We start from the raw sequence: 16,763 nt of genomic DNA, 5'->3' as shown, positions 1-16,763 counted from the left end.
TTTAAAGTCCTTCAAAAGGAAAATATCTCAGAAGATATCTTAGGAAAATCGGGACTTTTGTATCAACTAGATAGCGGAGATTGGTTAGATCGTTTTTATCAACGTGTCATGTTCCCAATAACTAATTATCAAGGGAAAGTCATTGGCTTTTCTGGGCGTTTATTGGAAGATGAGACCTTTGATTCAACAGACCAACCCAAATATTTGAATAGTCCAGAAACAGATTTATTTAACAAGAGATTCGTTTTATTCAATTTTAATAGAGCTAGAGCTGAAATAAGAAAAAAAAGTGAAGTTATTTTATTTGAAGGCTTCATGGATGTTATTTCTGCTTGGATGTCTGGTGTTACTAATGGTGTAGCATCAATGGGAACTAGTTTAACAGTTGATCAAATTCATGCGTTGGAAAAAGCAAGTGATGATTGTTTAATTTGTTATGATGGGGACAATGCTGGAGTTGAAGCGACAAATCGTGCGATTGACCTAATCGCTTCTGAAAGCACTATGACCATCCAAATCGTTTCAATTCCAGAAAAAATGGATCCTGACGATTATCGAAAAAAATATGGTGATGATGCTTTAAAAGAGTTAATAAAAAATAATCGTGAAACTGTTTTTCAATTTAAAAAAGAGTTTCTAAAAAGAAATAAAAATATTCAAGTTGAAGCAGATAAGCTACTTTACATTGATGAAATGCTATCAGAAGTCAGACAAATTTCTTCCATTGTAGAACGAGACATGGCGCTTACACAATTAGCGGACGAATTTTCTGTTTCAAAAGAGACATTACAAAATGAATTACGAAGCAAAAAACAAACCTATCATGCGCAAGAAATGTCAAAACCATTTCAATCAAAAGAAATAGTTATTCCAAAACATTTTGAAACAAAGAAAGTCGATCAAATTGAAAAAGCTGAAATGACACTCATATACCGGGTGCTCAATGAAAGAAGTACATACCAGCTGTTAGCCTCTAAAGGGGATATTGTATTTGTTCATGATGTTTATCAAGAGCTATATTTACATTTGACCAACTATATTGCAATAAACGGTGAGACTTTAGTTGCTGATTTTTTAGATTATCTAAAAGAGGAGCATTTAAAGAGAACGTTAATTAATATAACCATGCAAAATTTTAGTGAAGAGAGTACAAAACAAGAAATAGAAGATTGCTTATTAGTTATCTCAAAAGCAGGATTAAAGCAACAAATTGAAGCACTTGTTGTCGAGCAAAGGGAAGCTAGTAAGGTTGGAAATAAAGAGTTAGAAGCTGATGCTACTATTAAGATCATTCAACTCCAAAAGCAATTTAAGGCAATTTAATTTAAAAGGGGGATTTCTTTTATGTCAGAAAAAAAAGTAACTACACCAGCAGCATTTAAAAAAGAGTTAGATAAGTTTATAAAAGAAAATAAGTTAAAAGGATCAGTATTCTATGATGATTTGACCAATAGACTTGCTACACCATTTGAACTTAATTCAGATCAAATGGATACATTGATTCAAGATATTGAAGATGCTGGAATTAGTGTTGTTGATGAAAATGGAGAACCGAGTGAACGTAGTTTAAAAGTAACAACTAAAAAACAAGCAAAAGAAAAACCTCAAGAAGAAGAAGATTTGATTGCACCAGCTGGCGTTAAAATTAACGACCCAGTACGCATGTATTTAAAAGAAATCGGTAGAGTGTCTCTTTTAACGGCTGATGAAGAAGTTGCCTTAGCACTTAGAATCAAAGAGGGTGACCCAGAAGCTAAGCAAGAGCTTGCTGAAGCCAACCTTAGACTCGTTGTAAGTATTGCTAAAAGATATGTTGGTCGTGGTATGCAGTTCTTAGATTTAATCCAAGAAGGTAATATGGGATTAATGAAAGCTGTTGAAAAATTTGACCATGAAAAAGGATTTAAATTCTCAACTTATGCAACATGGTGGATTAGACAAGCAATTACACGTGCAATTGCCGATCAAGCAAGAACAATTCGTATTCCAGTACATATGGTTGAAACAATCAATAAATTGATTCGTATTCAACGTCAATTACTTCAAGATTTAGGTCGAGAACCAACTCCAGAAGAAATTGGTGCAGAGATGGAATTACCGGCTGAAAAAGTAAGAGAAATCTTGAAAATTGCTCAAGAACCAGTTTCTTTAGAGACACCAATTGGTGAAGAAGATGATTCTCATCTTGGTGACTTTATTGAAGATCAAGAAGCAACTAGCCCAGCAGAACATGCAGCCTATGAGTTACTAAAAGAGCAATTAGAAAGTGTATTAGATACATTGACTGATCGAGAAGAAAATGTATTAAGATTGCGTTTCGGTTTAGATGATGGCCGTACAAGAACTTTAGAAGAAGTTGGAAAAGTTTTTGGTGTTACTAGAGAACGTATTAGACAGATTGAAGCAAAAGCTTTAAGAAAACTAAGACATCCTTCTCGTTCAAAACAATTGAAAGATTTTCTAGAATAGAAATGAGAAAAGGGTTATCATTTTATGATAACTCTTTTTTTATTCTTAATAGTTATTTAAAAACTTTTTTTTAGTGTTATAATTAGTTTGTGAGATTTAGTAATGGGAAGGTAGATTTATGGATTACACACACTTATCAAAGAGACTCCACCGAGTTGGAGAGTTAGTACCTAATGCAGCTAAATTAGCTGATATTGGCTCAGACCACGCTTATTTACCAGCGTACTTAGTATTGAATAAAAAAATTATATCAGCTATTGCTGGAGAAGTTGTTGAAGGACCTTATCAATCAGCTAAAAATTTAGTAGCTGAATTGAATCTATCTTCTGTTATTGAAGTTAGAAAAGGAGACGGATTAGACGTTATTAATTCTTTAGATGACATTTCAGCAGTTACCATCTGTGGTATGGGTGGAACACTGATTCGAGATATTTTAGATAGAGGATTTAAAAGTGGTCATTTAAACGGCAGTGAAGTTTTATTGCTACAACCTAACGTAGGTGAGAAAACATTACGAACTTGGCTAAATAAACACTCTTATGTGATTGAAAATGAAGATATTATTCGTGAAAACGATAAAAATTATGAAATTATTGTAGCTAAAAAAACAGAACATGGTGAGAACTTATCAGAATTAGAGTTAATGTTTGGACCAAAACTACTACAAGAGAAAAGTGATATTTTCATTCAGAAGTGGCACCATGAGTTAAAGCAATTTAATAATATTTTAGTTCAATTAGAAAAATCTACAAAAGACGTTTCTAAAAAAATTGAAGAAGTAAAAGAAAAAATCAACTTAATCCATGAGGTGATAGAATGAGTTTAACTGGTTATGACTTTATCAAACGACTTGAAAGCTATTGTCCTCCTTTTCTTGCTGAAAAGGGAGATCCTGTTGGTTTACACATAGGAAGCCTAAATCGACCAATTAAACGAGTTATGATGACTCTTGATGTGCGTCCTGAAGTTGTAAAGGAAGCTATTGAAAAAGATGTCGACTTAATTGTAGCTAAGCATCCACCCATTTTTAGACCGATTAAACGATTGGTGACAGATGATTTTCAAACAAAAATGTATGCGGATTTATTAAAGAATGATATTGCTGTTTATGCAGCACACACTAATATGGATATTGTTAATCCAGGCCTAAACGACTGGTTCTTAGACATGTTAGAAATCAAATCGTTTGATTTTATTACTAAAACGCATTCATTTGACTATAAGAAATTAGTAGTTTATGTTCCAAGAAGTCATAGCCAGTTGTTAAGAGATGCCTTGGCAAAAATAGGTGTTGGTCAGATTGGTGAAAATTATGAAGCTTGCAGTTTTACCCAAACGGGGATTGGTTGCTTTAAACCAATCAATAATGCTAAACCCTACATTGGTGAAAAAGAAATAATCGAAGAAGTTGAAGAAGATCGAATTGAATTTGTATTTTCTGAATTAATTGAAAAAGAAGTAATGACCATCTTGCATCAAATTCACCCATATGAGGAACCTGCTTTTGATATATTTACTTTAGATAATCTTAAGCAAGAATTTGGTATTGGTCGAATTGGAAAATTAAACGAACCAATGGAGTTAATGGATTTTGTCAAAAAAGTTAAACAAACATTCCATTTAGACGGTTTAAGACTAGTGACTGACACAAAGAATAAGACCATTCAAACTGTGGCAATTTGTGGTGGAAGTGGCGAAAAATTTTATAAAGATGCTATTAAGAAGCAGGCAGATGTTTATATTACAGGAGATGTTTATTACCATACTGCCCATGATATGATAGAAGATAAACTTACTGTTATTGACCCAGGTCATTACATTGAAGAAGTATGTAAAGTTAAGTTTGTCGAAATGTTTAACCAATGGAAAGCGGAAAACGGATGGGATGTTTCCTTTATAATAAGTGAAACCAATACAAACCCATTTGAATTTATTTAAAGGAGAGAGAAATATGTACAAAAATTTAGTACCTCGTTTTATCAAGTATGTCAAAACTGAAACACGTTCTGACGCAAACAGCACAACAACACCATCTACACCAACACAAGTTGCGTTCCAAATGGAGTTGAAAAAGGAACTAGAAGAAATCGGTATGTCTGATGTATCTTACTACGAAAAAAATAGTTTCTTAATTGCTACTTTACCAAGCAATACTGATAAAGATGTAAGAAGCATGGGCTTTATCGCTCACGTGGATACAGCAGATTTTAACGCTGTAGGTGTTAATCCTCAATTTGTAGAAAATTATGATGGTGAGTCTGATATCACTTTAGATAAAGATGGTAGATTCAAATTAACTACAACTGATTTCCCTAACCTTAAAAACTATAAAGGTCAAACTTTAATTACAACAGATGGTACAACACTTTTAGGTGCTGATGACAAGTCTGGTATTGCTGAAATTATGACTGCTATGGAATACTTAATTACTCATCCAGAAATCAAACATGGAAAAATCATGGTTGCATTTGGACCAGACGAAGAAATCGGAATTGGTGCTGATAAATTTGACGTAAAAGATTTTGACGTTGATTTTGCTTACACTATGGACGGTGGACCTGTTGGAGAATTACAATTTGAAACATTTAACGCAGCAAGCGCTGTATTAAAGATTGAAGGTAAAAACGTTCACCCAGGTACTGCTAAAAATACAATGATTAACGCAATCCAAGTAGCAATTGATCTACAAAATGCTTTACCACAGGATGAAGTTCCTGAAAAAACAGATGGACGTCAAGGTTTCTTCCATTTATTAGATATTTCTGGTATTCCTGATGAAGCTGAAATGACTTACATCATTCGTGACCATGATATGGATAAATTTAAAGCTAGAAAAGCTTTAATGCAATCAATCGTTGATAAATTCAACAAAGACTTTGGTCAAGATCGTATTACGTTGGAAATGGCTGATTCATATTACAATATGGCTGAAGTTATCCAAAAAGATATGAGTATTATTGATTTAGCTGAAGAAGCAATGATCAATTTAGATATTAAACCTAACAAAGAACCAATCCGTGGTGGTACTGACGGCTCTAAAATTTCTTACATGGGTCTTCCAACACCAAACATTTTTGCAGGTGGCGAAAACATGCATGGACGTTTCGAATACGTAGCAGTAGAAAGCATGGAACAAGCAACAGCATTAATCGTTGAGATTGCAAAATTAAACGAAACTAAATAATTAAACTAGTAGGGTTACTTCTTAATGAGGTAACCTTATTTTTTATGAACAAAAATCAGACTAAAGTCACTTTCATTTTCTTTTGATTGGGTTATAATAATTAATGTAGTTATTTAGAAAGGGGTTAGTTATGACTAACTTATTATCAATTATTGTTCCGTGTTACAACGAAGAACAAACTATCCAAATTTTTTATGATGAAGTATTAAAAATAAAACCGCAATTAAAAGATATGGCAGTGGAGTTCATTTTTGTTAATGATGGCTCTAATGATAACACTCTTGAGGTTTTACAACAGTTAGAAAAGAGTGATCCTGAGCAAGTAAAATATCTTTCTTTTTCACGAAATTTCGGAAAAGAAGCTGCCCTTTATGCTGGACTTTCTCATTCTAAAGGGGAATTTATTACAGTTATGGACGTTGATCTGCAAGATCCTCCCGGGTTACTTCCAGAGATGTATGAGCTAATTCAAACAAAAAAATATGATTGCATTGGAACAAGACGAGTAAGTCGAGAAGGAGAACCTAAAATTAGGTCATTTTTTGCTAAGAAGTTTTATAAAATCATCAATAAAATATCAGATGTAAACATTGTTGATGGAGCCAGAGATTATCGCTTAATGACACGCCAAATGGTAGATGCTATTCTAGAATTAAAAGAATACAATCGTTTTTCAAAAGGCCTCTTTAGTTGGGTTGGTTTTGATACTTATTATTTAGAGTATGAAAACATTGAGAGAGAAAAAGGAGATAGTTCTTGGTCTTTTTGGCAATTATTTGTTTATTCATTAGATGGTATTGTGGCCTTTTCTGAGTTTCCTTTAGTACTTTCAGCCTTTATTGGAGTTATTTCTTTTATTGTTTCGATTTTAGCTTTACTCTTTTTCTTTATTAGAGCAGCTGTTTTTGGAGATCCCACAACAGGATGGCCATCAATGATTTGTATTATCTTAGCATTAGGAGGCTTGCAATTATTTTGTCTAGGCATTGTTGGTCAGTACCTCGGTAAAACATTTTTAGAAACTAAACGGCGTCCAATTTATATATTAAAAGAAAAAAGTGAATCCTTTGATAAATAGTAATAAAAAAGACTCTTCTACTCATTTAGAAAAGTCTTTTTTTGCTTAGTATATCGTTTGACCATTTTTGACCAATGGAGTAAAATAGATATATAAGTTAAGAGGAGGAATGACTATGAACATCGAAAAAATGACAACAACGCTTCAACAAGCTATTGCTGAGGCACAACAAATTGCAATAACAAGACAACATCAAAACATAGACATCGCCCATTTGTGGAAGATATTCTTACAACCTAACCATTTTGCTAGAAATTTATATGGTGGATTAGGTTTAAACCTTGACTTGTTTGAAATGGAAATTGATAAAGAACTGGATAAGTTACCTCAAGTAAGTGGTAACGTTCAATATGGTCAAAACTTGAGTCAAAATTTATTTAACTTACTGCAAGAGGCAGATAAAATAAGAGAAAAACTTGGAGATGACTTTCTAGCAACAGAGGTAGTTGTTGCGGCATTAATGAAGTTAAAAAATTACTCATTAACCAAGTTTTTAGAGCAACAACAAATCACAGATAAACTAATTAATGAAAAAATACTAGATATTAGAGGAGGGGATCGAGTGACATCTCAAAACCAAGAAGAACAATATGATTCTTTATCAAAATACGCCACAGACATGATTGAAGCTGTTAAAACTGGAAAACAGGACCCAATTATTGGTAGGGATGAAGAAATTCGTGATGTCATTCGAATTCTCTCAAGAAAAACCAAAAATAACCCTGTCTTAATTGGTGAACCTGGTGTGGGTAAAACAGCAATCATTGAAGGACTCGCTCAACGTATTGTAAAAAAAGATGTACCAGAAAATTTGAAAAATAAGAAGATTTTTTCTTTAGATATGGGAGCGTTAATCGCTGGTGCTAAATTCAGAGGTGAATTTGAAGAACGATTAAAAGCTGTTCTTAAAGAAGTGAAGAAAAGCGATGGTGAAATTATTCTTTTCATTGATGAAATTCACACAATTGTTGGTGCTGGAAAAACAGAAGGTAGTATGGATGCTGGTAATTTATTAAAACCAATGCTTGCTCGTGGCGAACTACATTGTATTGGTGCAACAACTTTAGATGAATATCGTGAGTATATGGAAAAAGATAAAGCGTTAGAGCGACGTTTCCAAAAAGTATTAGTTAAAGAACCAACTGTGGAAGATACAATTAGTATTCTGCGAGGTTTGAAAGAACGCTTTGAAATTCATCACGGTGTTAACATTCATGATAATGCTTTAGTTGCTGCAACAACATTGTCAAGTCGTTATATTACGGATCGGTTTTTACCAGATAAAGCGATTGATTTAGTCGACGAAGCCTGTGCAACCATTCGTGTGGAAATGAATTCTATGCCAACTGAATTAGACCAAGTTACCAGACGTTTAATGCAACTAGAAATTGAAGAAGCTGCTCTTAAAAAAGAGGACGATGATGCAAGTAAAAAACGACTTGAAATCTTACAAAAAGAACTTTCTGAATTACGAGAAGAAACCAATTCTTTAAAAATGCAATGGGAAACCGAAAAAGAAGAAGTCGATAGAGTTAATAAAAAACGGGCTGAAATCGACTCAGCTAAAACCCAACTTGAAAATGCTGAAAACAATTATGATTTAGAAGAAGCTGCTGTTTTAAGACATGGAACAATTCCAAAGTTAAAACAGGAACTAGCCGAGTTGGAAGCTAAAGATAGCAATGACGATACTAAACTTGTTCAAGAGGTAGTTACTGACCGAGAAATCGCAATAGTTGTGGGTAGATTAACGGGCATCCCTGTAACAAAACTTGAAGAGGGCGAACGCGAAAAAATATTAAGACTAAATGAAACACTACATCAACGGGTCATTGGTCAAGATGAAGCAGTTGATGCTGTTTCTGATGCGGTTATTCGCTCAAGAGCAGGCCTTCAAGATCCAAATCGTCCACTAGGGTCTTTCCTTTTCTTAGGTCCTACTGGTGTAGGTAAAACAGAACTTGCCAAATCATTAGCAGAAAACTTATTTGATTCAGAAGAACACATGGTTCGAATTGATATGAGTGAATACATGGAAAAACACAGCGTGTCGCGACTTGTAGGAGCTCCTCCTGGATATGTTGGTTATGAAGAAGGAGGACAATTGACAGAAGCTGTTCGAAGAAGTCCATATACGATTGTTTTACTTGATGAAATTGAAAAAGCTCACCCAGACGTTTTTAATATCTTATTGCAAGTTCTAGACGATGGTCGTCTAACAGATTCAAAAGGCCGTGTTGTAGACTTTAAGAATACTGTGTTAATTATGACAAGCAATATCGGTTCTCAACTATTGCTAGATGGTGTTTCTGAAGATGGAAAAATTTTAGAAGGAACGTCAGAAGCGGTTATGTCCATGTTAAAAGCTCATTTTAAACCCGAGTTTTTAAATAGAATCGATGATACTATTTTGTTTACACCATTAAGTTTAGAAAATGTGAAAGATATCATTGTGAAAATGACAGAGCAATTAACACATAGATTGGAGCAACAAGACATCCATTTAGATATTACAGATAACGCTAAAACCTGGATAGCAGAACAAGCATATGATCCAATCTACGGTGCTCGACCAATTAAACGTTTTTTGACCAAAGAAGTAGAAACCCCACTTGCCAAAGAAATTATTTCTGGACGAGTTTTACCAAAATCAAAAATAAAAATTGATTTATTAAATGATAAACTCATCTTCAAATAAAATAAAACATATTCTATTTAAAAGTACTGAATGATGTTACATTTAAATTCATTTAGTACTTTTTTAAAATTATGTGAAGTTATTAAAAGTCAAACTTTAATAAAAACAGAGGTTGTCTATTCCATATTGGAATAGCAGGTATCACTGTTAGAATGGTAACGTTGACACCCTTAAGATAATTGAAGTATAATGACAACAATGGTTATGACAATTAAATAGAGCTTATAAAAGTATGGAAGAAAGTATAAAAAACTTCACAGCCCCTAGCTACTGTAGGATAATTTATTATCTAGTCAGGTCTTGCTTTTATAAAAATTGAAACTTATCTCAGGGTGTTAAGTCTTCAATAGAAAAATGCCCCTATCAGGCATTTTTTTTCGAATTCGATAAATTATTAAAGTGAAATCCGCCCTTATATAGGGCGGATTTTTTTTATTAGGAGGAAAATTATTTTGAAAAAAATTTACGGCGTATTAGCATTAAGCTTGTTCTTTTCGGCAACTTTTCCAGGATTGAGCTTTGCTATATCAACAGAAATGTCCACTACAGAAACATCTAGTACAGAAGAAAGCGATACAACAGAAGAAACAACAACATCTGAAACCTCAGAGGGTGACTCAGATTCAACAGAAAGTTCTACTACTGAAACAACGACTTCAGAAACCAATGAGTCAACGGAAACAACATCAACAACTGAAGAAATAACAGAAACAACTAGTACTTCTTCTAAAGAAATAGAAACAACAACATCAAGCAGTAGTAAAGAATCTTCAACTAAAGATTCACAAACAACAGAAACAACAACGCAAATCAAAGAAAAAAAGAAACCAAAACAAAATAAAAAAAAGAATCAATCCAAAAAAACAAGTAAACCTAATAAAAAGAAATCAGTCAATGTTAATTACACCGTTTCACTTGAGGATGCTAATTTTAAAGCAACAAGAAATGAAACAAATGAACAATTTATTATGAAAATTGGGAATAAAGCACGGAAAATTGCTCACAAAAATGATTTATACGCTTCTGTTATGATTGCTCAAGCAGCCCTCGAATCAGGATTTGGTAAAAGCCAACTATCAACAGAACCAAATCATAATTTGTTTGGTATCAAAGGAGCTTTTCAAGGGAAGTCAACAAATATGTTAACTTCCGAGGACACTAAATCAGGGTACATCCAGCTTGTCGATCAATTTAGAAAATATGATTCTTACGATGATTCTTTAAAAGATTATGCCAAACTGATGACTAAAGGAATCAATGGTAACTCTAGTATTTACCAAGGTTCCAGTAAAAAAAATAGTAAAACTTATCAAGAAGCAACTAAGAAATTAACTGGTGTTTACGCGACAGATCGTCATTATGACGCCAAACTAAACGCAATTATTAAAGCTTATGATTTAACTCGATTTGATAAATCATTTACTGAGAAAGTTAAACATAAAGTTGCTAAAAACGATACGTTAGAATCTATTGCAAAAAAATATAAAGTTGATAAACAATCAATAATTGATTTAAATAAATCACTTAATAATAAGAAACCTCTAAAAGTAGGAACAACACTAACTATTGAAAAGGATATTAAATTTGCGAAGCCATTGAATCAAAAATATACAGTAAGTAGCGATTTTGGTTCCCGTGGAAAAGAACATCATAATGGTATGGATTTAGCAATCAAAGCTAACACGTCTGTTTATGCTACTGGAAAAGGGGTTGTGGAAGCAACAGGTTATGACCCTAGCGCTGGTAATTATATTATTATTAAACACGACTTTGGTTTGTTTTCGAGTTATTTTCACTTAAATGAAATAAATGTTAAAAAAGGACAAAAAATTGATATGAGTCAAAAAATTGGTTTAGTCGGTTCAACTGGCAATTCAACTGGTCCGCACTTACATTTTGCAATTAGTGATGATGTATGGGGAAACTATTATCATCCAAAAGAGTTTGTTGATTTAGGTTAGGTATGATTTAAAAAAGGAGAATTACAATTGAAAAAAAATGAAAAATTATCGGTATCAAAAAAAATACTAGCAGGCGCATTAATTTTCACGTTTACACTTGCAACAGGCCAAAAAGTTTTTGCTGTTAGTTATAATCCAAATGAAGATTATAAAAACTTAGGAATTCGCTTTTGGGAAGATCAAAAACCAGGGGTTGATTTTTATATAAATTCATCAAATCGTTATTTAATAGAAACAGTACCTAAACCTTATTTTGGAAGTACAACTGGGGATTGGAGTGTTTTTAGTTTAACAAGGGGAATGTATTTAGAGGCTGATTATTTGAATCAACTTCCAAATAATTATTTTTCAAATTATTTAACACGAATTGACAATAAAGTTAATGATCAAAATGGTGTTTTAGATAGAACAAAACTAACTGAATGGGACCGCTTAATATTGTCTTTAACACCTTTAAACCATGATGTGACAAGAATATCAAATGAGTATGACTTTATTAAAAAAATATCGGAATCTTATAATATGGTCAAAAAGCAAGGCATCAACAGTGCTAGTTGGACTTTAGTAGCATTAAATTCTGGTGACTATAAGTTCTATACTAATACGGCGAATTTAAACAATGCTAATACAGAAGGAAAATTAATCGATTTTGTTTTAGATAGTCAATTTACAAATGGTGGCTGGGCACTAAATAAAAATGAATTGGCAGATCCTGATGTGACTTCTATGGTTCTTTTAGGCTTAGCTCCTTACTATCGCTCTGAGGAACGTTTTAAACAAATTCAAGCAGAATCAAAATACAGTTATAGTGAGCTGAAAACGTCGGTAGAAAAAGGCGTTGAAGTTTTAAGTGATTTACAAAAAGATCATGGAGGCTTCTCTAGTTATAGCAACGATAATGCTGAAAGTACTGCTCAAGTAATTGTCGCCTTAACAGAACTTGGCATTGATCCAAAATCCGAAAAGTTCTTAACTAATGGGGCTATTCGAGATGGGATTAAAACCAATAACATGATTGATTCACTATTAACCTTTTGGGCACAAGGAAGCGGAAAAGCTCAAGGAGTTGGTGGGTTTAAGCATGTTACATCAGGTAGTGATGGTGGAAGTGATTCTGGAACAACAGTTAACGGTATGGCAACTGACCAAGCAACATATGCAATGATTGCGTATCACAGATTCATAACTAATCAATCAACATTATTCAATTTAATGGATCAAAAAAATACGCCTTATACATCTTTTAGAGCCAAACCTGTTACCTTGTCTTATAATATATCTGGAAATCAAACAAACGAAAAGTCAAGCTACTTAGCTATGACAAACTTGAAAAAACCAACGAGCGAAATCAAAGGGAAGACGTTTGAAAATTGGAACACACAACCAGATGGTAAAGGAACTAGCTATCAATCGAATGATATTCTTTCTATGCCAAATAAGAATGTTACTTTATACGGACAATTTAAAAATAATATTTATCATTTAACTTTAAATAGCAATGATGGTCATATTTCGAATATAAAGATACCAGAAACATTTACTGTTGATGATCAATTCAATCTTCCTACTTCAGAAAATATTAAAAAAGATGGCTATTTATTCCAAGGTTGGTATTCAAATAAAGACTTCAAAGGTAATTCTATAAAAACGATTAATAAAGGGACAACTGAAAGTCTGACTTTATACGCAAAATGGGAAAAAATAGATACCTCCGTAATCGCAGTCATTAATAACATTGATAATATTGGAGAAGTGACTTTAGAAAAGAGTGGCTTGATTGAAAATATCCGTGCAAGTGTAAGTAAATTAACTCCTGAGCAGCAACAAAAAATTACTAATTTACCTACATTAGTAGCGGCTGAAACAAAAATTAAAGAATTAACTGAATTAGCATCTGAAGAAGAAAGAGCTAATGCACGTATTAAAGAAGTAAAAGATGCCATTAATACTATTGGGGAAGTTTCGCTATCGAAAAAAGAGCAAATACAAAAATCTAGATCACTTTATGATAATTTAGGAGAATATAAAGATAGATTTAACCAATCATCTATCAATGATTTAAACATCCTGATTGAAGCAGAAGCTCAACTATCAAAATTAGAAATTCAAGAAGTAATTGAGACTATTAACCGTATAGAAGAACCTGTTACTTTGAATTCAAAATTAGCTATTGAAACCGGGCGACATATGTATAATAACCTTTCTACTGATCAACAACGTCAAGTAACAAATATTGAAAAACTGATAGCTTTAGAAAAACAATATAAGAATATCGAAGAGCAAGTAGCCGTGGAAGAGAAAATTCAAGCACTAGTTAATGCCACTGAACAAGCAATACGAAATATTGGTGAAGTATCACTTCAAAGTGAAACTACTATTCAATTAGCTAGAAAACAATACGACTCTTTAGATGAGACTATCAAAAATCGCGTAACAAACTACAACGATCTTGAAGTAGCAGAGACCCGATTAATTGAGTTAAAAGTTGAAAAAGAAAATAAGGATAAAGAATCTATTGAACAAGTCATTCAAGCTATCAAAAATATTGGAGAAGTGGCAATAGATAAACAAGAAAAAATTGAATTTGCTTCTAATCTTTATAATCAATTGAGCACTGAGCTTAAGCCAAGAGTTCCTCAAGAGCAGGTGAAGATACTAATTGAAGCTAAATCAACTATTCAAAAATTAATTGATAGAGATAAGAAAGTTAAAAAATTAGAACAAGACATTTTATCGACTAAAATTGAAAGTATCACAATTGAATCAAAAAATAAAATTGAGAGCTTCACGTCTCAAGTAAAACTCTTAGAGGAACATGTTTCACAAGAAGCAAAAGATCATTTGAAAAAATTAGAAAATAAATTGGATCAAAAAATTGCTGAAGACAATAAAAACAAAGAAACAGAAAAACAACTAGCTAATCAATTAGCTGATAAAATAAGCAAACTGGTTCTAGGAAATGAAACCAAAAACCAACCGGTCGTAAAAGGTGCCAATCATGTCGCTGAAACCAAACGTGTCGCAAAGGAATATGAAGAACTAAGTAATTATGGAAAAACACAAATAAGTTCTAAAATAAAAGATCAATTGAGTCAAGCAATGGATCGCGTCAATGTTATTGAAAAAATGATAGCAGATATTGCCAAATTACCAGAAGTTGATGCTCTGACAATTAAAGATGAAGGATATTTAAGCTCTCTATCTAATCAATTCGAAGAATTATCTGCAATTGAACAAAATGAGGTGACTAACGCGGATAAATTAGCTGCATCAAATAACAAAATGAAGGAATTGAAAAAAGGAGCAAGTAAATCTACTGGAAGAGGAAGAGGAAAAAGCACTAACTCTAATCGTCGTGGTAGTGGTTTTGATAGAAATAATCCAAATAAACGAAGTAAAAACAGAGTGTTCCCAAAAACCGGCGAAGAAGTTGGCAATCAACTGACATCATTAGGTATTGCTTTACTTGGAGGAGTATACTTTTGGAAAAAAAAAGAAGAAAAGGACTCTAGCTTATAACATTAACAAGAGGGTGACTAACCTGTAGTTGCCCTCTTAGATTTATGTGTAAGGTTAACTTTAACATCATATGTACAAGGAGAAATGACATGAAAAAAAAGAGGCTGTTTTGGATTAAACGACACAAAATGTTTTTGGGTTTAGGTTTAGTTTTACTAAGTCTTATTGGTACTGTCACTTTTTTTGCTCAAAAACAAGACTATAAACAACCAGATAATCCACTAACCAATGATGCAGTTGCTTCTTCAATATTATTAGCTGGCGCTGACAAAAAAGTATCTGAAACGTTAAAAGAAAACGGTGTCTCGTTAAAGCAAAATAAAGAAACATCAGATAAAGAAGAAGAACAAGACGATAAACCAAAAAGTAATAACGATAGTAAAAAAAATAATCTTACTCAAAAAGATAAAGATAGCTTAAATAAGCACATTTCAACAAAAAAAATAGTTGATAATACAAAAGATAAAAAGGCAAACCGTGCTTATTTTACAACCACAATCAATGATGGTGAAGAAGTAGAGAATAATTTCTATGAATTTAAAATTATTCAAAAAGAAAAAGATTTAGTAATAGAAAAACAAGCAATTTATATAAACGATGATAAAGTTGATTTTTCAGGATCTGTACTTTTATCACCTGGAAAAAACACCATAAAAGTAGTTGTAACATATCAAAATAAACAATCTAAGATTTTTGACGTATCAAAATCTTACACTGTTTACTATAATGCCACTTATAAAATAAAGGCAACTTTAAAAGATAAACAAGAGGTTGATTCAGCAGATTTTTCTTTTGAAGCTTATGCCCTTCAAGGTGATAAGAAGGAATCAGTCAATGTTTTATTAAATGAAAAAGAAATCGAAAAGAAAGATGATTTCAATTATCATGTCTCATTAAAAAAAGGTGAAAATTTAATTGATTTAAGTGTAGGACAAGATAAAAATCAAGTGAATCAATCGTATGTTATCATCTATACACCTAAAAAAGATATTAAAGATCCAAATGATGAAAATACTGAGAATTCAGAAAAACCAGAACCATCTACGGAAGGTCCTGAGATTTCGGTTGACAACTTAGTTGATGGAATGGAAACTAACAATCGTAATATTGATTTTAATGTCAATGTTACTACTGCTGATGGGAAATCCATTGCTTATAAAAGTCAACAATATGAAGTTTTGCTAAATGACCAACCAATCAAACCTGATACTCATGACAACTACCAATCGAATTTTATAGGACTTCGTATTGAAAAAGGTGAGAACAGAATTGATATTATCGCTGAAGACAAAGGAAAGCAAACGCACAATAGTTATAATATTAAATTTAATGATAAAGAAAAAGAGGAAAATCTAGGTGATGCAAGATTCTCAATAAGCGCTGCAAATGTTGGTATGTCAGATATTATACCACCTGTAAATGTACCTCTAGAAAAGGACAAGAAAGCACCTGAATATATTTTAGATTTATTGGAAGATTATAGTTTTTCCCCTGCTTACACAGGTTCAATTGAGCAATCCTTTTATTTAAAGGGAATTTATACAAGTAATGGAGCAAATTTTTGGCATAATGAAGGGCCTAAAATTCCAGATGATTTAAAAGAACAACTTATTGAAGCAGGAGCGTTTCCAGAAGAGAATATTGAAGACATTAAAAATGATAACTACGGTGATACTTACGTAGTAGATGGTTTAGGTGAAATGGATTTTACTGGGCACTCTGGATGGATATATACCGTTAATGGTCATTATATGGAATATGGTTTCTCTCAATATAAAGTATCATCTGGTGACGATATCAAAATACAATACACATTATGGAGAGGTCGAGATATCGGAGGAGGACTTAATTAAA

General features: G+C 32.6%; 10 protein-coding genes. All 10 read left to right on the top strand.

The window, feature by feature from the left end; all coding sequences use genetic code 11:
- Positions 1-1,323, top strand: a 1,323-nt coding sequence (locus RR554_RS05460; protein WP_332467579.1) for a DNA primase, incomplete at its 5' end; no start/stop codon positions are given.
- A 21-nt stretch (positions 1,324-1,344) separates the two neighbouring features.
- Positions 1,345-2,469 carry an RNA polymerase sigma factor RpoD gene (rpoD, locus tag RR554_RS05455; RefSeq protein WP_332467578.1) on the top strand — a complete coding sequence of 375 codons (1,125 nt, stop codon included), beginning with the start codon at positions 1,345-1,347 and terminating at the stop codon, positions 2,467-2,469.
- A 118-nt stretch (positions 2,470-2,587) separates the two neighbouring features.
- Positions 2,588-3,289 carry a tRNA (adenine(22)-N(1))-methyltransferase gene (locus RR554_RS05450; RefSeq protein ID WP_332463379.1) on the top strand — a complete coding sequence of 234 codons (702 nt, stop codon included), beginning with the start codon at positions 2,588-2,590 and terminating at the stop codon, positions 3,287-3,289.
- On the top strand, positions 3,286-4,407 hold the full coding sequence (locus tag RR554_RS05445; RefSeq protein WP_332467577.1) for a Nif3-like dinuclear metal center hexameric protein: 1,122 nt from the start codon (positions 3,286-3,288) through the stop codon (positions 4,405-4,407). Before RR554_RS05450 ends, RR554_RS05445 begins: the two co-directional genes overlap by 4 nt.
- Before the next feature lie 13 nt (positions 4,408-4,420).
- A complete protein-coding gene (pepT, locus tag RR554_RS05440) occupies positions 4,421-5,653 on the top strand; it encodes a peptidase T (protein WP_332463381.1) in 1,233 nt (410 codons plus the stop codon).
- A gap of 130 nt (positions 5,654-5,783) precedes the next feature.
- Positions 5,784-6,731, top strand: coding sequence for a glycosyltransferase family 2 protein (locus tag RR554_RS05435; RefSeq protein WP_332463382.1), 948 nt, complete (start codon positions 5,784-5,786; stop codon positions 6,729-6,731).
- A 115-nt stretch (positions 6,732-6,846) separates the two neighbouring features.
- Complete coding sequence (clpB, locus tag RR554_RS05430; protein WP_332463383.1) at positions 6,847-9,429, top strand: ATP-dependent chaperone ClpB; 2,583 nt, start codon at positions 6,847-6,849, stop codon at positions 9,427-9,429.
- Between the two features lie 452 nt (positions 9,430-9,881).
- Positions 9,882-11,390, top strand: a complete 1,509-nt coding sequence (locus tag RR554_RS05425; protein ID WP_332467576.1) for a glucosaminidase domain-containing protein — start codon at positions 9,882-9,884, stop codon at positions 11,388-11,390.
- 27 nt (positions 11,391-11,417) lie between these two features.
- Positions 11,418-14,909, top strand: a complete 3,492-nt coding sequence (locus RR554_RS05420; protein WP_332467575.1) for an InlB B-repeat-containing protein — start codon at positions 11,418-11,420, stop codon at positions 14,907-14,909.
- 89 nt (positions 14,910-14,998) lie between these two features.
- Entirely contained in the window at positions 14,999-16,762 is a 1,764-nt protein-coding gene (locus RR554_RS05415) for a DUF4430 domain-containing protein (RefSeq protein WP_332467574.1), read from the top strand.
- Position 16,763 lies beyond the last annotated feature (1 nt).

It is taken from the genome of Vagococcus sp. (assembly GCF_036639995.1).
Taxonomy (GTDB): Bacteria; Bacillota; Bacilli; order Lactobacillales; family Vagococcaceae; genus Vagococcus.
Note: the sequence above shows the minus strand (reverse complement) of the source record. Positions and strands in the feature narration are given on the sequence as shown.

What these genes read in the sequence shown, in the direction of transcription:
- rpoD (WP_332467578.1), top strand. Translation starts at nt 1,345, where the DNA reads ATGTCAGAAAAAAAAGTAACTACACCAGCAGCATTTAAAAAAGAGTTA.
- RR554_RS05450 (WP_332463379.1), top strand. Translation starts at nt 2,588, where the DNA reads ATGGATTACACACACTTATCAAAGAGACTCCACCGAGTTGGAGAGTTA.
- RR554_RS05445 (WP_332467577.1), top strand. Translation starts at nt 3,286, where the DNA reads ATGAGTTTAACTGGTTATGACTTTATCAAACGACTTGAAAGCTATTGT.
- pepT (WP_332463381.1), top strand. Translation starts at nt 4,421, where the DNA reads ATGTACAAAAATTTAGTACCTCGTTTTATCAAGTATGTCAAAACTGAA.
- RR554_RS05435 (WP_332463382.1), top strand. Translation starts at nt 5,784, where the DNA reads ATGACTAACTTATTATCAATTATTGTTCCGTGTTACAACGAAGAACAA.
- clpB (WP_332463383.1), top strand. Translation starts at nt 6,847, where the DNA reads ATGAACATCGAAAAAATGACAACAACGCTTCAACAAGCTATTGCTGAG.
- RR554_RS05415 (WP_332467574.1), top strand. Translation starts at nt 14,999, where the DNA reads ATGAAAAAAAAGAGGCTGTTTTGGATTAAACGACACAAAATGTTTTTG.